Source organism: Acinetobacter sp. AC1-2 (assembly GCF_016124155.1).
Taxonomy (GTDB): Bacteria; Pseudomonadota; Gammaproteobacteria; order Pseudomonadales; family Moraxellaceae; genus Acinetobacter; species Acinetobacter calcoaceticus.
The window spans coordinates 22,933-40,353 of record NZ_JABFFO010000006.1; the positions used below are offsets into that span (position 1 = coordinate 22,933).

The following is a 17,421-nucleotide window of genomic DNA, read 5'->3' on the forward strand; positions in this document are numbered from 1 at the left end:
CTGCCTTAATATAGTTTTAAATGTTAATTAATACTAATCAATCTCTTGCCATCTATAATATTTTTTATGTGCTAACTCTAACATTGCATAATCATTAGGCGTATCACCATAGGCATAAATTGTAGAATATTGGCTTAAATCATATTTATTTTTTATTCTATTTACTTTTTCTAAATAACCACAATCACCATCAATAAAATGACCCGTTAAAATACCATTATGTATTTCAAGTTGATTGCATATAACATCTAAACCTAAAGAATGGCACCAACTTTCTAAATAAACGCCTAATGATGCAGATACAACAACAATCTGATCACCTTGCTCTTTATGCCAAAGAATACGCTCCAAAGCATTTTCACGAACGCATGTAGGAAGCACCTTTTTTGCAAACTCTTGTCCCATATATTTTATGGAGTTCGCATCATAGCCTACATACCCTACCTGACAGAGCTTAGTCCGAATAGTTTTATCCGTTACCCAACCAAGTTTATAACCTGCTATATACGGCGCAAGTCGGATACCACCGACGATTTGAGTTTTTCTATTCAACGAAAACTTAAGAAATAAGCTAAATGTGTCGTTGTGAGTGATCGTGCCATCAAAATCAAATAAAGCTAGATTCATTTATGATTATCTCTAATATAATTAAAAAGTTATAAATTTAGATTTTTTTAAAATTACTAAAAAACAAGCACAAAAAAACCGCTATAAAAGCGGTTAATTCTTCAAGTTGGTGCGCTCAGAGAGATTCGAACTCCCGACCCCTTAGTTCGTAGCCAAGTGCTCTATCCAGCTGAGCTATGAGCGCGTAACTTGTGTGCCTTTCAGCGATTCGTTCTATTTTACTTGGTGCGCTCAGAGAGATTCGAACTCCCGACCCCTTAGTTCGTAGCCAAGTGCTCTATCCAGCTGAGCTATGAGCGCATTAAGTAATGGCGGTGAGAGAGGGATTCGAACCCTCGATACCAGTAATAGGTATGCTTCCTTAGCAGGGAAGTGATTTCAGCCACTCATCCACCTCACCGGAACGAGCCGCCATAATACAAACTAAAACCACATTGATCAAGTCATCATACTGAAATTTTCTTGTTTTTTAGTTCAATGAATTACTTTTTAAGCAATTTACTCATTATTTTCGTCTTTTTCGATCAAACGCTTGTTAAGATAGATATTATTTCTTCATCAAAATACTGTAGTGCATAACACATTATTGCAAACCTAAACGTGCAGTTCGGGTCTGCATGGCTTATGCTAAACTTATCTGCCAAGCGTGAAACCAAACGACATGACAAAAAACTGGGCTGACCCTGAAGCGAAAGCTGAAGCTGAACGTTATGACAATCCTATTCCAAGCCGTACTCTTATTTTAGATACATTGGAGCAGGTGCAAACACCACAATCTCATGCAGAGCTTGTCGATCATTTTAATATTCATGACCAAAAAAGTATCGAAGCGTTAAGTCATCGTTTAAGTGCTATGGTTCGTGATGGTCAAATCATGAAAGACGGTTTTAAATTTCAGTTGGTGGCAGATCAACCAACATATGAAGCAACTGTTTATATTAATAGTAAAGGTTTAGGTACAGCACATATTGATGGTCAAACTGACCTTTTACTTCCTGAACGTGAATTACGTTTAGTATTTAATGGTGACCGAGTTAGAGTGCGCCAGACTTCGGTAGACCGTAAAGGTAAACCTTGGGGTTTTATTACAGAAGTTTTACAACATCGCGTCAAACAAATGATCGGTAAATTGTCAGTTCATGATGGCGAATATTTTATTCAACCCAACAGTCCTAATCAGCACCAACCTATTCCTTTAGAAAAAGAACTCGTAAAACACGCTGAAGCAAATGTTGGCGATATGCTACGTGTTGCAATTGATAGCTATCCGACTCGCGAAGAATTTTCAACGGCGCATATTATTCAGTCTATGGCCGATAAAGCTGATACAGAAATTATCATTCCACAAACCATTCTTGAATTTGGTTTGCCATATGAGTTTCCAGATCAGGTACTAAAAGAAGCAGAAAGCTTTAAAGAGCCATCAGCTCAAGACCGTGAAGGCCGCATTGATTTAAGAGATTTAGCATTAGTTACGATTGATGGTGAAGATGCCCGAGATTTTGACGATGCAGTTTATGCAGAAAAACGTCCGGGTGGTGGTTACCGTGTTGTGGTAGCAATTGCCGACGTAAGTCATTATGTACGCTTAGACTCAGCACTCAATGAAGAAGCTGAGGAACGAGGTACTTCTGTATACTTCCCTCACTTTGTATTACCAATGCTGCCAGAGGCCTTATCAAATGGTCTGTGCTCTCTGAATCCGCATGTAGACCGCTTATGTATGGTCTGTGACCTTAAACTCTCGCGCACTGGACGTGTGACTGGATTTGAGTTTTATCCATCAGTCATGCATTCAAAAGCACGTTTGACCTACACACAAGTAGCACAATATTTTGAAGGGGCAACAGACGCGATTCCAAAAGATCGCGATGTTCATAAATCCTTAAATACGCTTTTCCAGCTTTATCAAATTTTGAAAAACTTACGTGCTGACCGTCATGCAATGGAATTTGAAACCATTGAAACGTACATGACTTTTGATGAGCTAGGCGGGATTAAAGAAATTTTGCCACGTACACGTAATGAAGCACATAAGCTCATTGAAGAGTGCATGTTGCTTGCTAACGTAGCAGCTGCTGAATATGCATTAGAAAATGATATTCCAATGTTGTACCGCGTACATGAAGCTCCTGAGTTTTCACGTATTCAGAAAGTAAAAGACTTTGTTAAATTACTTGGTCTACCCTTCCCTGACCAACCAACTCAAGCAGATTATCAACGAGTCATCGAAGCAACCAAAGATCGTATTGATGCACCAAGCATTCATGCCGTGTTATTACGTTCGATGATGCAAGCTTATTATGGCGCAAAAAATGCGGGGCACTATGGTTTGGCTTATGAAGCCTATACGCATTTCACTTCGCCAATCCGTCGTTATCCAGATCTATTGTTACACCGTGCCATTAAAGCTCATCTTAAACAAAAACCTTCTCCACTTTCTGGCGCTGCACTAGATGACGCTGGTGAACATTTCTCTAAAACTGAACGCCGTGCAGATGAAGCATCTCGTAGTGTAACGACTTGGTTGAAATGTCACTATATGCAACAGCATTTAGGCGAAGAATTCATTGGTATCGTAAGTGCCGTAACTGAATTTGGTTTGTTCGTGACACTAAAAGACTTATATGTCGATGGCATGATTCATATTAGCCAACTCGGTGATGACTTCTTTATTTATGACCAAGCGAGTCAAAATCTTGTAGGCCAAAATAGAGGGCAAGTTTTTGGTTTAGGCGATGAAGTTAAAATTCAGGTTGCTGGCGTAAATCTTGAAGAACGTAAAATTGACTTCCAACTTCTTCAACAAGTCACACATGCAGGACGAGTAGTTCGTAGCCGAGCTCCGCGCACAACCAAAACACCTTCACAGGCAACTGAAGAAGTTTTCAGCAAATCAACAAGTAATGATGGCGAAAAGCCTGTTCACAAAAAGAAAGAAAAAGCCAAGCCTAGTTCTTATACTAAAAAACCTGGTAAAAAAACTTCTGCGAAAGCCGAAAGTAAACCAGAAAAAGTAAAGAAAAAGTCTAAGCCCAAAAAGAAAAAGGCGAATGCAAAATCAAAGGCTGAATAATTAAACAATAGATGTTGCCAATTTAGAAATAAGCTCCGAATCGGAGCTTATTTCTTTTTAAAAAGCTTATTTTGCACATTAAACTTGATTTCTGGCTTGAGAGGACCTACATCTAATAACATGTTTAAAAAATAATGTGGCTAACAGCAATGACTTTTCAACAAGCGACCTTACCAACCCCGCGTTTTGATCAAATTGAATTAGAAAATTTAAAACAAGATATCCAACAAGCGATTCAAGCAGGTCAAGAATTTTTAAATACGCTTACAGTTGTACCTAGCGATACCGCTCAACAACTTGCCGTACTTGAACAAGTCGATACACTTGAAAATAACCTCAGTGAATCATGGGGTGTTTTATCACATTTAAATGCTGTGATGAACAATGCTGAAACCAGAGAAGTCTATCAATCGTTATTACCAGCGTTGAGTGAATACTATACTCAGCTTGGTCAACACACGGCGCTCTATCAAACGTATCAACATATCCATGATGGTCAGGGCTATACGTCTCTTAGTCCAGCCCAACAAAGTGCTATTCGCCTTGCTTTACGTGATTTTAAACTTTCAGGTGTGGCTTTAGAGGGCGAAGAGAAAAAACGCTATGCAGAGATTTCTGCACGTTTGTCACAAATTTCTTCTGATTTTTCTAATCATGTACTTGATGCAACACAAGCTTACTTTAAACCACTTACAGAAGCTGAGTTAAAAGGTCTTCCAGAAAGTAATGTTGAGTTGTTGAAACAGTACGGTAAACAACGTGAATTAGATCAAGCTGTAGCGACACTCGACTTTCCTGCTTACTTTGCCATTATGACCTATGCAGATGACCGTTCATTGCGTGAAGAGCTTTACAGAGCCTATGTCACTCGTGCTTCTGATCAGTCTGAGCAAGCTGAGTTTGATAACAGCAAAATTATGGAAGAAATTTTGAGTCTTCGTCAAGAAATGGCGAAGCTACTCGGTTTCGATAACTATGCTGAATATTCTCTTGCAAGCAAGATGGCACCAGATGTAAAAACAGTACATGAGTTTTTGGTTGATCTAGCCGAACATGCACGTGCCCCTGCTCTCCAAGAAGTTGCTGAGCTTAGAGATATTGCCAAACAAGATGGTGTCGATGAACTTCAACCTTGGGATACCACTTATTATTCTGAAAAGCTTAAACAACAACAGTTCAACTTATCTCAAGAAGCGTTAAAACCTTACTTCCCTGCGCCTAAAGTCATTCAAGGATTATTCCAGATCGTACAGCGCTTATATGGTATTAACATCATTGAGCGACAAGCACCTGTCTGGCACCCAGATGCACGTTATTTTGAGTTAGAAGACCAAGGCCAAGTAATTGGTGGATTCTTCTTTGACATCTATGCACGTACGGGCAAACGTGGTGGTGCATGGATGAATGGTTTCCGCTCACGCATGCAGACTCTTCACGGTCTGCAAAAACCAATTTGCTACATGGTATGTAACTTTACACCTCCAGTAGGTGATCAGCCTGCTTTACTGACTCATGATGAAGTCATCACCTTATTCCATGAGTTTGGACATGGTTTACATCACATGCTGACCGAAGTAGATAACATTTCGGTTGCAGGTACTCATGGTGTTGCTTGGGATGCGGTAGAACTTCCAAGTCAGTTCATGGAATTCTGGTCTTGGGATAAAGAAAGTCTAGATGTATTAAGTGAGCACATTGAGAGTAAACAGACCTTACCGCAAGAATTGCTCGATGCTTTATTAAATGCCCGCTTCTTCCAATCTGGCATGCAGACTTTACGTCAACTTGAATTTGCCTTGTTTGATTTAACAATTCACACCAAAACACCAGCACTGAACAGTGAGCAAATTCAGCAGACTTTAAATGAAATACGTAGCCAATATGCTGTCGTTCCTACTGTCGGATACAACCGTTTCCAACATAGCTTCAGCCATATTTTTGCTGGTGGTTATGCGGCTGGTTATTACTCTTACAAATGGGCAGAAGTGTTAGCTAGCGATGCATTTGACCGTTTTGAACATGAAGGCATTTTCAATACTCAAACGGGTAAAGAATTCCGTCAGGCGATTTTAGCTGTAGGTGGAAAAGACACTGCTCTTGAAGCATTTGTTAATTTCCGTGGCCGTGAACCTAAAATTGATGCATTGTTACGTCATCAAGGTTGGACGAATGACAGCAAAACCGCTTAAACTATGGGCCTAAATTGATCGTGTGGTTAGGGTGATAAAGATGAAAAAACGTTTCATTGCTGGGGCTAAATGTCCAAAATGTGAAGCAACAGATCGGATTGTCATGCTAACCACCGCTGAAGACGAATGGATTGAATGTATCGAATGCGGTTATAGCGAAAATCGTCCGACTCATATTGATGAGCCTGAAGCACCTGCTGTACCTGATGAAGTTGGAGTAATACAGTTCAAGCCTCGTCGTCCTGACTAAAGGTCTTAGAGATGCCACTACAAAGAAAACAAAACTCAAAACTATTGTGGATTTTAATTGGGGGCTTAAGCATTCTCGTAGTGCTTTTTTTCGCTGCACAATGGTTTTTCAAAAAAACCGAGTCATCCACACCAATGGTTGATCCTCATCCTGTTTCGACACCTGCGCCTGCTAAAACCAATGATCCATCATCAGGTTCTGAACCCATAGCAGAGGCTGCGAGTTCACAACAACTGGTGAATGAAGATGTACTTAAACAGCCTGTACCTGCTCAAGAATCTTTAGCTAAAGAAGAAGTGTCTAAACTCGATGACATCCACCGTCAGTTGCAAGATCAAGAAAGTTCATTAAAAGCTCAGCATGCAGATGCAGATCAATTAACAAAACTCAAAGAAGAACAAGTTAAATTGCTTGAAGCTCAGCTCAAACAGCAATAGTTTTTCAATGGGAACTTAAAAAGCTAAAGTTATTCATCTTTAGCTTTTTTATTCTAATTAAAATAATTCCAGTCATCTTTTTCCTAAATTTACTGAATTCTACTACTAAAAAAGCCCTTCATTTAGGAGGGCTTTTTTGTATAACAGATACTTTAATTTAAGTTATTTATACCAATCGAATAACTTGAACACATACGGTACATAAGTAACCAATACCAATGATGAGAACAAGACAATAATTGGTAGTAACCAGCGCTCATAACGGAAGTAGAAACTTGTATATTTCTCTTTCGCTTCAGCATCCGCCGCATTAACTTCATCATCTCCGACGGACAACCGCGTGAGTAGATGGTTCAAGGCAACTGGTGGCGTTACATAACCAAACTCGAATGCAACTAATACAATCATCCAGAAGTGAATTGGATGAATACCATTTTCGTATGCCACAGGCGCAATGGTTGCAGCAACTAAAATTACAGCACCAAATGGATCGGTACACATACCAATAATGGCAAGCAATAGTGCAATACATGCCAGTGATATATAGATACTGCCTAAATGAGTCGGCAATAATTCAACCACTTCGGAACGTTCAATTAAACCACCTACACTTGCAGACAATGCCATCAAGATAATTAGTGCACCAATATGGCCGACTGTTTCTGAGGTTGCAAAACGAAGGGCTCCACCAAAACCAAGACGGTATTGAGAACTATGCGGATCATGTGACTGCAAGAATGGTGATTTTTGTTCATGTTCACGAACAATTGCTTCATGAATATTGATTGCAGGAGCTTCTTTTGTAGACACCAATTTGTCATACAAGATCATTGCGATCAGGACTAATGGCAAAATTACTGGTGCAGTAAATTCATTCATTCCTGTGTCTAGCGCATATTTATAGATCGCAAGAACAACAACAGTAATCAGAATGTATGGAATCACGGGTACAAAGGCACGTAACATACCCGGAATCGCTACTTTTGGTGAATTCACGCGGAATTTTTCTTCAGCCAATAGTAATGACACACCCAAGAAAATAAATGCTGTTAGCCAAAATACATAAATACCATGGCCAAACAATTCATCGGACGTTACATGACGGCTATCAAGCATGGCAATTAAAACGACCAGTAAGCATGGACGTACAACCACACCTAAAGAACCTGACATTGCAGATACAGCCAAAGCATATTGACGGCGAGCACCCGCATTCCAAACTTCTTTATAAATAATTGCACCCGCTGCGATAACGAAGATACCTGATGCGCCTGTATAAGCCGTTGGTACCGCAGCTGCAATTAGAATTAACCATGTTAAGGTTTCTGGTGCCAAATTCCATGGACGAAGCACATTAAGGAATAAATCCATAACACGTGTTTGAGTTAGGAGCATACCTGCCCAAATAAACAAGGCAAGGTTTAAGAAAATACCTGAAAACTCAACCAATAAACCAAGGTAAATCCCTTGCCCCATTGGATAATCCATAAAGAATGTGAATACGATACCCGTAATCAACCCCATATAAGCATACAAAGGCACGCTTAGTAAGGCTAAGCCAATATTGCCGCCTTCACGTTTTGGTGGAGGTGAAACAAATAGTTGATAAAGACTAATTAAAGTCAGAACAACAAATAGAATCATCCATATCCAGTAAATAGTTACTGTTTCATAGGTTGGTGTTACCCCAGAATTAATAACTGAACGATACTGGCTAATTACAGAGAAACTGAGTAACGCATTAGCAACCACCATAAAGATGGAATAGACTTTGTAATCTATTTTTGTTGCTGGATTACGTAAGCCAATATGGTGAAATTTTAACGATGCTGTAATCGCAGAAATCAAAACCATAAAAATCAGTAAAATTGCGCGATTTTCTGTACCAAACTTAAAAATACCAAAGAAACCTGTCTCGATAGCACGGTAAGTACGCACACCTGGGTTAGCTTCGATATATTTAATTGTCTTGTCATAGGCCTGATATTTCTCGTCACATTGTTGCTGCGCAGCGAGTAGCGATGCACGGACATCACTTTCCGATGCTGCACCAAAGAAACTCGAGAAATCATCAGATGCATTCGCTTTCATTTGTTCTTTTACTTGGGCATCGATATTTGGATGTCGATCACAAGTCGGCTTTTCAGGTTCAGCACGCAAAAATGAATATTGCATGCCTATAGCAGGGTCACCATAAAGACGCTCCCCGATACGTAATAATTGTCCGTGGATCATTTCCCCGGTACCAATTATTAAAGTCATTAATAGCAGAGTGAGGATAACGAATGTTGAGATCCACTCGTTCCAGATATAACCCAACAGACCTAATCCAGATCTTTTTTCTTGATATTCTTGCATAAATATTCCAATTTTGTTCTCTCAAGTCCTTAAAAAATAAAGACTTGAGTCATGCAATTTTCTTGGTCAGGGGTTAAATCCATACCCCTTCTACCAATCCCTTTATTCAACGATCAAATTTGCATCAAACTTTATTAATAAAGAATGACTAAAATCACTTTTTTAACAGTTCGTATTGTCAATATTTCTTTTTTAATCTCTGTACCAGCCAATAGCATCCCCCAAAAACTGCGCCACCAATCGCGCCATAGAGATGAGCTTCAGTTAAAACAGGGCTTCCTATTAACTGAGCCGTTCCTGTTTGACCAAAGGTATTTTCCCATATCAGTTTTGCAATAATTAATCCTAAAACCAGAAAAGCAAAATTCCGTTCTTTACGATATTGCAAATAAACTAAAGCAACTGCTGTATAGAGCCCATGTAACACACCAGACAGCCCTGCATACGCTTCGATATAAGGTAAATAAAAATAGAAAACCAGACTAATGAACGGTGGTAAAAGCAGAAGCAGACTTAAAAGATGCCACGCTTTGGTATGCGGGAAGATAAAAGGCAAACAGGCGAATGCCATCATATTTAAAAGGAAATGAATCCACCCAACGTGTACCCAGTGCGCTGTCCACAAACGCCAGAATTCGCCAAGTAGGCTTTCACGCCAATAAATAAATGTATCAGGAAACACCTGCAGACAGGCAGACACAGAAATGCACACTGCGACCAAAAGCACTTTATGATTCAGTACATGATCCTTCATGGCACACTCCTTGAAATTAAACTTCTTGCTACCATTGTAAAACTTAACAACAGTCTCGCAAGAAGTTAACCTTTCAAATATTTTTACTGCGCTGCTGGTGGAGCAGATGAGTCTGCAGGAGCTTCAGATGCGGCCCCTCCATCAAACAATTCATCTAACTCTGCTGCACCTTCATTCTTATCATCCCAGAAATGTGACATACCATCATCTCCAGTACGCACACCTGTATGCTCAGTCCAGTAACGGTCAGAAATACCGCGTACTATCAAACCAGCCATACTATCGATTAACTTAAAGTTCGGATTGACAGGCTTATCATCAGCTTGAGATGCGGCATATGATCTTAATGCATCACGGATTTTTGCATCATCACCACTTGCTTGAGCAGCTACCGCATACAAAGCATGGGACAGGCGAACACCCTTTTGTTCACCAATTTGAACTGATTGCTTTAACGTTTGATATGGGTCAGGTTTCCCTTCATCAGCCCCAGGCAGTAAGGTCCAAATAACAGCACGTGTTGCATTAGGTGCGCCCCAGAATTTTTCATTATCTAGACAAACCATGCCGCGCTCTACAATAGCCGCAATATCTTTTGGAACATTAACTGCGCCACCAGAGTTAATGTCATTGGTTACAGCCTGAAGGCCACTAATCATTCCAAGTAAATAAACAGTTTGATCAGTATCACTGCGCATGGTTGGGCAAGAATCACCTAAATGATATTTATATTTAGATTCCCAACGGTCAGCGAACAACTTATAGCCCGTATATTGACGCTCAGCAGCGATGGCTGCCCAACGCTTCTGAGCAATACGAGCATCTTGAGCTTCGGTTACTTGACCTGCTTTTGATGCACGTAAATAACGTAATTCCTGTTCTAACGCTTGGTTTTCCGCACATACACCTGATGCGGCATACATTAATACAGCAACACGAGTTGGATCTGCACCCATACCTTTGGTAGACATAATTGCAGGTGTTAATGCACTACCCGTATTACAAACCATTTCAGCATCTTGCATTGCTAAAATAGGTGGAACGACGTGCTTTTCCGTAAAACCTAAAGCAACATTTGCTCCGGTTTTCACGACGTATGAACAACCTGATAAAACTGAAGCTGCAAGCAAACTTACCGCCAAACCTTGGCTTATTTTTTGGACTTTAGACATCTTCCTGTCCTCTATGTAATTTGTTTTTTCCTTTTCAGATGTACATTAGCAGATGCATATCTTGAATAAAAGAGTAATTACTCTAATTGTAGCGCTTATACTTTGACATACTTCACAGTAGATAAAATTGACAGTTTTTTCAGAAAACAGAAATTTTAGGCAAAAAAAAGTAGCATTGCGACGGTTCAGCACATGCTACTTATTAACTGAGATAAGCTTTTAACGGCTTATATTATTTTTGTTCTAGATAATCCTTAAGTAAAGTTCCTGCTCTTCCTACTACCACAGCCATAAGCACTGCAATTAACAGAAACATCCACATTGAAATCTCCATGAGAGACCTCCTTTACTACAATCGCACCCAGTTATAAACTGGACACTTGATGAAATTAATCGACTAAGCAATTTAATAATTGACTGATCGACGACCTTGCATCCTCTGTCTCTTAACTTTGTTAAAATTAACTTTGTTAAGATGTTCCCTGAGTAAAGTTCCTGCTCTTCCAATCACCACTGCCAAAATGATGGCAATGACCAAGAACGACCATGTTGGCATCTCCATTTTGAGACCTCCGACACACTTTACGTTGGTGTTTGTACTTTAACCGATCAACTAGATACCCATAGGTGAAATTGTCAGACAATTGTATTTCCTTAGCTTTTTTCTAATTTTTAATTAGACAATCCTAAACTTAAGCAAAAAAATAAAGATTAAATTATTGTTTTTTATAATTTTTAAATAAATATACAAATGTAGAATTGTCTAACAATTAATGAAGTTTCTGTAAGACTTTTAGCTTTTTCCAATGCTGCAAAGGAAGTTGATCAAACCAAATTATGGCTACCTTTATAGCTGCCCCCTCAAGATAAATAACCATAAACAGCTGATAATCAATTATTTTAGAAATTTCCACACGAGAAATTATCTTTTGTGAGGAGTATGCAATTGACCACGATTTTTGGTCTAAATATGCAATTTGAGAAATTTGTGATTGTCTTAAAAAAAATAGAAAACTTATAGATAAAAGGATGAAAGTAATCAACCACCAAATGGGTGATAACAATTGATAAAGTAGGATGGCTAAACTCAAGCCAATAAAAAGCTGAAATATTATCGAGAAACGACTATATTTCAGCTCAAAATTTAATTCTTTTATCAAAACAGTTTAGCCATGAACGTACTGTTTTAATTTATAAATAAATTCACGTAACTCTGTACGTGGAGGTTCAGAAACTTCCATGAACCAATCGAGTAAATCAGGATCTTCCTGTTCAACTAACTCTGCAAATAACGCCTTCTCTGCCGAATCCGCTTTTAGATAATAGTTTTTTACATAAGGGTCAAAATAGACGTCAATTTCTTTTAAGCCGCGGCGTGCTCGATAAATTACTTTACGTTCTTCCAAGGTCATTTCGTCAGACATTTATTTCCCCATCTGCGTTGATAGTGCGCTTAGTTTACCTGATCACATTCCAAAGATCGCTAAAAATATCAAATTGACCAAATTTATCATCTTGTACTCATAATTGAGCATTCATCACATTGTTACATAAGCAAGGCTTCCGTATGTTTAAGTTCATAACATCTCATCTGAACCAAGGAAGAAATACAAATGCAATCTGGTGCTATCCGTCCCATTCCAAATATGTTACCGAGAAAACTATTTAACGAAGAGCATGAGGCCTTCCGCGAAACAGTTCGTAAATTCTATGAAAAAGAAGTTGTTCCCAATATTGAAAAATATGAAAAACAGCAACATGTTGATCGCGATCTTTGGAATAAGGCTGGAGAATTAGGCCTCTTGTGTACCACAATGCCAGAACAATATGGTGGTTCCGGAGTAGACCGCCTGTACAGTATGATCTTAATCGAAGAACAAGCTTATGCTATGGACTCTAGTACGGGCTTCTCTTTGCATTCAGATATTGTTGCCAATTACGTGAATAACTTTGGTAATGAAGAACAAAAACAAAAGTGGCTACCGAAGATGGCAACAGGAGAAGTGGTCACAGCTATTGCCATGACTGAGCCAGGCACTGGTTCTGATTTACAAGCAGTAAGAACCACAGCCGTTCTTGATGGTGATGATTATGTCATTAATGGTTCTAAAATTTTCATTACGAATGGCTACTTATGTGACATGGTCGTAGTGGTTTGTAAAACTGGTAATAATGACAAAGGTTCAGCGAACTTATCACTCATTATTGTTGAAGCAGACCGAGCGGGCTTTAGTAAAGGTAAGCCTCTTAATAAAATTGGGATGAAAGGCCAAGATACGTGCGAATTATTTTTTGATAACGTTCGTGTTCCTAAAGAAAATCTTTTAGGTATGGAAGGCATGGGCTTTATTATGCTCATGAAAGAGTTAGCTTGGGAGCGAATGCTAGTCGCTATTATTTGTCAGGCAGGCGCTGAAGCTGCATTTGCGCATACTGTCCAATATACAAAAGACCGTAAAGCATTTGGCAAACCTGTTAGTGCATTTCAAAATACGCGTTTTAAACTTGCTGAACTTAGAACAGAAATAGATTTCTGCCGTACCTATCTAGATCGTTGTATGGAATTACAACTTGAAGAAAAATTGAGTGTGGAAGCTGCCGCAGCTGCTAAATATAAAATTTCAGACATGTTCTCAAAAATTGTAGATGAGTGTCTTCAATTACATGGTGGTTATGGTTACATGCTTGAATATCCAATAGCGCGTGCATACATTGATCATCGAGCAAATCGAATTTATGCTGGTACCAATGAAATTATGAAAGAGTTAATTTCAAGAACACTTTAATACCTAAATAAGAAAGGGGCATTACGCCCCTTTTCTTTATCTAATATCTATTAAGATACTAATTTTGGCTTACGCTCATTAGCTTCTGAACGTTTATGAAAATGTAGAACACCATCTTCAAATTTTGAATTTTTCAGCGACTTTCTATCTTCTAAATAGTTATTAGTCACCTGCCATGGAGCATGCTTACCCTGTTTTGGAAGTTCATGTGCCGCACGGCTAATATAACCTGAAGACAATTTACCCATTACAGTATCTTCTTCCATTTCAGTTTTATCACCTGATGGAATCACTTCATCATAGTGATTTTTATCCATATAATTTAACAAGCGACAAATATATTCCGCAGCAATATCAACTTTAAGGGTCCACGATGCATTTACATAACCAATAATCATAGCCATGTTTGGTACATCACTTAACATCACACCGTTATAAAGCATATGCTCAGATGAATTAATTGCTTTCCCATCAATAGTCGCCTGAACACCACCCATAATCTGAACTTGTAAGCCTGTTGCAGAAACAATAATATCAGCAGCAAGGTGTTTACCAGATTTAAGTAGAATACCTTTTTCGGTAAATTTCTCAATCTGATCAGTTTCTACGCTTGCTTTACCTTCACGCAAAATTTTAAACAAATCACCATCAGGTACCACACACAAACGTTGATCCCAAGGATTATATGAAGGTGTAAAATGCTTCATATCTACCTTACCCTTCAACTGCACTTCAATTGCTTTTAAGAGTAAACGACGTACAGTCTTTGGATGTTTCTGCGATAATGCATAAATAGCGCGCTGCATACCAATATTACGTGCGCGGGTAAATTTATAAGCTGTTTCTTCAGACATAAATTTACGCGTTTTTTCATAAACGAAGTCGATAGACGGTACACTAGCAATATACGTTGGTGAACGCTGCAACATAGTGACATGCCCAGCACCACCTTTAGCCATTGCCGGTACTAAAGTAATTGCAGTTGCGCCACTACCAATAATAACGACTTTTTTGCCTGTGTAATCTAAATTCTCAGGCCAATGCTGTGGGTGAATAAGCTGCCCTTTAAAAGCTTCTTGATTTGGGAAAGAAGGAGCATATCCCTGATCATAATTATAATAACCGGTACAACCTACAACAAAACTAGCAATCCAAGTCTGTTGTTTTTTCTTACCATCTTCAATTACAACCTGCCATTTCTTTGATTCAGAATCATAATTAGCAGAAAGTACACGATGACCAAAGTGAATTTTTTCTTTTAATTTATATTCATCAATTACTTCGCCTAAATACCCTTTAATAGAAGCACCATCAGCTAATACATTCGCTTTACACCATGGTTTAAAATTAAAACCAAATGTGGACATATCTGAGTCTGAGCGAATGCCTGGATAACGAAAAAGATCCCATGTTCCACCAAAAGATTCACGACGCTCTAAAATTTCAAATTGGCGTTGTGGAGAATTTTTTGATAAATGGGCAGCAACTCCAATTCCTGAGATACCTGCGCCAATGATTAAAATATCAACTTGCTTTTCCATTTTATTTTTATACCCATTGTTGAGAATATAAGTTTATTAAAGCACAATTTTGACAATACACAATGTCAAGTTTGACCGTTTATCCGTTTTTTTATGTCACTTGGGGACATTTTTATAATTTTATTAATTAACAAAAATAAAAAAGACCGGTATAAAACCGGTCTTTTTTGAATAAAATCAATTATTCAGCTGAAGTATTCACTTCACGATCTACAAGCTCAACGTAAGCCATCGGTGCTGCATCACCAGCACGGAAGCCCGCTTTAAGAACACGTAGATAACCGCCGTTACGTTCTTTGTAACGAGGGCCGAGTACGGTAAATAATTTACCTACAGTTGCAGCATTACGAGTACGAGCAAATGCTAAACGACGATTTGCTACAGTATCGTTTTTTGCTAGAGTGATTAAAGGCTCAGCAACACGACGTAATTCTTTAGCTTTAGGCACAGTTGTTTTGATCAACTCGTGTTCAAATAAAGAATTAGCCAAGTTTTGGAACATCGCTTTACGATGGCTGCTTGTACGGCCTAATTTCACACCACTATTACGATGACGCATGGTGATAGTCCTACTTAATTAACGGCTACGATAGGCAAAACGGTCGTCCATACGAAGACTAGCTGGTGGCCAGTTTTCAAGACGCATACCGAGTTGTAAGCCTTTCGATGCCAAAACATCTTTGATCTCTGTTAACGATTTTTTACCAAGGTTAGGAGTTTTTAACAACTCAACTTCAGTACGTTGAACAAGATCACCAATGTAGTAAATATTTTCTGCTTTCAAACAGTTAGCAGAACGAACAGTAAGCTCTAGATCATCTACTGGGCGAAGCAAGATTGGGTCAACTTCTTCACGAGGCTCTTGAGCAACCGGAGTTTGGTCTTTCTGAAGATCAACAAAAATTGCAATTTGTTGTTGCAAGATTGTTGCCGCTTTGCGGATTGCTTCTTCAGGATCAACCGTTCCATTTGTCTCGAGATCGATTACCAGTTTATCTAAATCGGTACGTTGTTCTACACGCGCATTTTCAACGGTGTAAGAAACACGCTTAATCGGGCTATAAGAAGCATCTAATTGCAAACGACCAACAGGACGTGTTTCACCTTCAGGGAAACGAGAATCAGATGTTTCATAACCACGACCTTGAGCAACCTTCAAGCGCATTTTTAATGAGCCTGAAGCACTCAAAGTACCTATTAAATGTTCTGGATTAACCACTTCAACATTATGAGGTAAACGAAGGTCAGCAGCAGTAATTTCGCCAGGACCTTGTTTCTCTAATGTTAAATATGCTTCATTTTGATCGAACAGCTTAATAGACAATCCTTTTAGGTTCAGCAAGAGCTCGACGATGTCCTGCTGCAAGCCTTCTAAAGTACTGTACTCGTGCTCGACACCTTCTATCTCAACTTCAACCACAGCAGCGCCAGGTAAAGAAGACAATAGAATGCGACGTAAAGCATTACCTAGAGTGTGGCCAAAACCACGCTCTAAAGGTTCTAGAATCACTTTTGCCGAGGTCCCGCTAACCGCTTCGACCTTGATCGCTTGCGGAGTTAGAAACTCGTTTGCAGTACGCGTCATTATTGCTACCTCAAGGATTATTTAGAATACAATTCTACAATCAAGCTTTCATTGATTTCAGCAGGTAAATCAGCACGATCTGGTGCAGCTTTAAACGTACCTTCAAGCTTAGAATGATCAACATCCATCCAAGCTGGAATACCACGTTGTGCAGCTAACTCAATCGCGTTTTTAATACGCAATTGTTGTTTAGCACCTTCGTGAACCGCAATTACATCACCAGCTTTAACTTGAATAGATGCGATGTTTACACGACGACCATTCAAAGTAATGCTACGGTGACTTACTAACTGACGAGCTTCTGCACGTGTAGAACCAAAACCCATGCGATAAACAACGTTATCAAGACGGCTTTCAAGCAATTTCAACAAGTTCTCACCTGTTGCGCCTTTAACACGAGCTGCTTCTTTATAGTAGTTACTAAATTGACGTTCTAACACACCGTAAATACGACGGACTTTTTGTTTTTCACGTAATTGTAGTGAATACTCAGATTGCTTACCACCGCGTGCCTGACCATGTTGACCAGGTGCTTTGTTAGCTTTTTTAGTTTTGACGTCAAAAGGTTTAACGCCAGATTTAAGTTGCAGGTCTGTCCCTTCGCGGCGAGAGAGTTTGCATTTTGGACCAATATAACGAGCCATGA

15 protein-coding genes and 3 tRNA genes are annotated in these 17,421 nt (G+C 39.1%); 5 read left to right on the top strand and 13 right to left on the bottom strand.

Annotated features, from left to right (window positions below; genetic code table 11):
* Positions 1-33: 33 nt before the first annotated feature.
* From HL290_RS15710 to HL290_RS15725, 4 genes are all read right to left on the bottom strand, one after another.
* Complete coding sequence (locus HL290_RS15710) at positions 34-627, bottom strand: HAD-IB family hydrolase (RefSeq protein WP_198496974.1); 594 nt, start codon at positions 625-627, stop codon at positions 34-36.
* Positions 628-734: 107 nt separating this feature from the next.
* Positions 735-811, bottom strand: a tRNA-Arg gene (locus HL290_RS15715).
* Between the two features lie 39 nt (positions 812-850).
* Positions 851-927, bottom strand: a tRNA-Arg gene (locus HL290_RS15720).
* Positions 928-936: 9 nt separating this feature from the next.
* Positions 937-1,027 (bottom strand) — tRNA-Ser (locus HL290_RS15725).
* Positions 1,028-1,288: 261 nt separating this feature from the next.
* Between HL290_RS15725 and rnr the strand changes: the two genes are divergently transcribed.
* The 4 genes from rnr (at position 1,289) to HL290_RS15745 (ending at position 6,579) form a co-directional block, all read left to right on the top strand.
* Complete coding sequence (rnr, locus tag HL290_RS15730) at positions 1,289-3,703, top strand: ribonuclease R (RefSeq protein ID WP_198496975.1); 2,415 nt, start codon at positions 1,289-1,291, stop codon at positions 3,701-3,703.
* 134 nt (positions 3,704-3,837) lie between these two features.
* On the top strand, positions 3,838-5,892 hold the full coding sequence (locus HL290_RS15735) for a M3 family metallopeptidase (RefSeq protein ID WP_198496976.1): 2,055 nt from the start codon (positions 3,838-3,840) through the stop codon (positions 5,890-5,892).
* 40 nt (positions 5,893-5,932) lie between these two features.
* Positions 5,933-6,142 (top strand): YheV family putative zinc ribbon protein, encoded by a 210-nt coding sequence (locus HL290_RS15740; RefSeq protein ID WP_004639498.1) that lies wholly within the window; start codon positions 5,933-5,935, stop codon positions 6,140-6,142.
* Positions 6,143-6,153: 11 nt separating this feature from the next.
* A complete protein-coding gene (locus HL290_RS15745; RefSeq protein WP_198496977.1) occupies positions 6,154-6,579 on the top strand; it encodes a hypothetical protein in 426 nt (141 codons plus the stop codon).
* Between the two features lie 162 nt (positions 6,580-6,741).
* Here HL290_RS15745 and HL290_RS15750 read toward each other — a convergent pair whose 3' ends face one another.
* The 5 genes from HL290_RS15750 to HL290_RS15770 form a co-directional block, all read right to left on the bottom strand.
* Positions 6,742-8,937 (bottom strand): TRAP transporter large permease subunit, encoded by a 2,196-nt coding sequence (locus HL290_RS15750; protein WP_198496978.1) that lies wholly within the window; start codon positions 8,935-8,937, stop codon positions 6,742-6,744.
* Between the two features lie 178 nt (positions 8,938-9,115).
* Entirely contained in the window at positions 9,116-9,691 is a 576-nt protein-coding gene (gene rrtA, locus HL290_RS15755; RefSeq protein ID WP_004639503.1) for a rhombosortase, read from the bottom strand.
* 83 nt (positions 9,692-9,774) lie between these two features.
* Positions 9,775-10,863 carry a hypothetical protein gene (locus HL290_RS15760; protein WP_003653630.1) on the bottom strand — a complete coding sequence of 363 codons (1,089 nt, stop codon included), beginning with the start codon at positions 10,861-10,863 and terminating at the stop codon, positions 9,775-9,777.
* A 770-nt stretch (positions 10,864-11,633) separates the two neighbouring features.
* Positions 11,634-12,023 (bottom strand): hypothetical protein, encoded by a 390-nt coding sequence (locus tag HL290_RS15765; RefSeq protein WP_198496979.1) that lies wholly within the window; start codon positions 12,021-12,023, stop codon positions 11,634-11,636.
* 6 nt (positions 12,024-12,029) lie between these two features.
* Positions 12,030-12,287, bottom strand: a complete 258-nt coding sequence (locus HL290_RS15770) for a succinate dehydrogenase assembly factor 2 (RefSeq protein WP_017388310.1) — start codon at positions 12,285-12,287, stop codon at positions 12,030-12,032.
* A gap of 189 nt (positions 12,288-12,476) precedes the next feature.
* On the opposite strand from HL290_RS15770, the gene HL290_RS15775 reads away from it, so the two are divergent.
* On the top strand, positions 12,477-13,649 hold the full coding sequence (locus HL290_RS15775) for an acyl-CoA dehydrogenase family protein (RefSeq protein WP_198308147.1): 1,173 nt from the start codon (positions 12,477-12,479) through the stop codon (positions 13,647-13,649).
* A gap of 50 nt (positions 13,650-13,699) precedes the next feature.
* On the opposite strand, the gene HL290_RS15780 is transcribed toward HL290_RS15775, so the two are convergent.
* The 4 genes from HL290_RS15780 to rpsD form a co-directional block, all read right to left on the bottom strand.
* Complete coding sequence (locus HL290_RS15780) at positions 13,700-15,190, bottom strand: flavin-containing monooxygenase (protein ID WP_198496980.1); 1,491 nt, start codon at positions 15,188-15,190, stop codon at positions 13,700-13,702.
* 181 nt (positions 15,191-15,371) lie between these two features.
* Positions 15,372-15,749 carry a 50S ribosomal protein L17 gene (gene rplQ, locus HL290_RS15785; RefSeq protein ID WP_002049717.1) on the bottom strand — a complete coding sequence of 126 codons (378 nt, stop codon included), beginning with the start codon at positions 15,747-15,749 and terminating at the stop codon, positions 15,372-15,374.
* An 18-nt stretch (positions 15,750-15,767) separates the two neighbouring features.
* A complete protein-coding gene (locus HL290_RS15790; protein ID WP_003653641.1) occupies positions 15,768-16,775 on the bottom strand; it encodes a DNA-directed RNA polymerase subunit alpha in 1,008 nt (335 codons plus the stop codon).
* 17 nt (positions 16,776-16,792) lie between these two features.
* Positions 16,793-17,419 (bottom strand): 30S ribosomal protein S4, encoded by a 627-nt coding sequence (rpsD, locus tag HL290_RS15795; RefSeq protein ID WP_003653643.1) that lies wholly within the window; start codon positions 17,417-17,419, stop codon positions 16,793-16,795.
* Positions 17,420-17,421: the final 2 nt, after the last annotated feature.

Excerpts from the sequence above, each read along its gene's own strand:
- rrtA (WP_004639503.1), bottom strand. The coding sequence starts at position 9,691 with ATGAAGGATCATGTACTGAATCATAAAGTGCTTTTGGTCGCAGTGTGC.
- HL290_RS15745 (WP_198496977.1), top strand. The coding sequence starts at position 6,154 with ATGCCACTACAAAGAAAACAAAACTCAAAACTATTGTGGATTTTAATT.
- HL290_RS15710 (WP_198496974.1), bottom strand. The coding sequence starts at position 627 with ATGAATCTAGCTTTATTTGATTTTGATGGCACGATCACTCACAACGAC.
- HL290_RS15775 (WP_198308147.1), top strand. The coding sequence starts at position 12,477 with ATGCAATCTGGTGCTATCCGTCCCATTCCAAATATGTTACCGAGAAAA.
- rpsD (WP_003653643.1), bottom strand. The coding sequence starts at position 17,419 with ATGGCTCGTTATATTGGTCCAAAATGCAAACTCTCTCGCCGCGAAGGG.
- HL290_RS15780 (WP_198496980.1), bottom strand. The coding sequence starts at position 15,190 with ATGGAAAAGCAAGTTGATATTTTAATCATTGGCGCAGGTATCTCAGGA.
- HL290_RS15740 (WP_004639498.1), top strand. The coding sequence starts at position 5,933 with ATGAAAAAACGTTTCATTGCTGGGGCTAAATGTCCAAAATGTGAAGCA.
- HL290_RS15760 (WP_003653630.1), bottom strand. The coding sequence starts at position 10,863 with ATGTCTAAAGTCCAAAAAATAAGCCAAGGTTTGGCGGTAAGTTTGCTT.
- HL290_RS15735 (WP_198496976.1), top strand. The coding sequence starts at position 3,838 with ATGTGGCTAACAGCAATGACTTTTCAACAAGCGACCTTACCAACCCCG.
- HL290_RS15750 (WP_198496978.1), bottom strand. The coding sequence starts at position 8,937 with ATGCAAGAATATCAAGAAAAAAGATCTGGATTAGGTCTGTTGGGTTAT.
- HL290_RS15790 (WP_003653641.1), bottom strand. The coding sequence starts at position 16,775 with ATGACGCGTACTGCAAACGAGTTTCTAACTCCGCAAGCGATCAAGGTC.
- rnr (WP_198496975.1), top strand. The coding sequence starts at position 1,289 with ATGACAAAAAACTGGGCTGACCCTGAAGCGAAAGCTGAAGCTGAACGT.
- HL290_RS15770 (WP_017388310.1), bottom strand. The coding sequence starts at position 12,287 with ATGTCTGACGAAATGACCTTGGAAGAACGTAAAGTAATTTATCGAGCA.
- rplQ (WP_002049717.1), bottom strand. The coding sequence starts at position 15,749 with ATGCGTCATCGTAATAGTGGTGTGAAATTAGGCCGTACAAGCAGCCAT.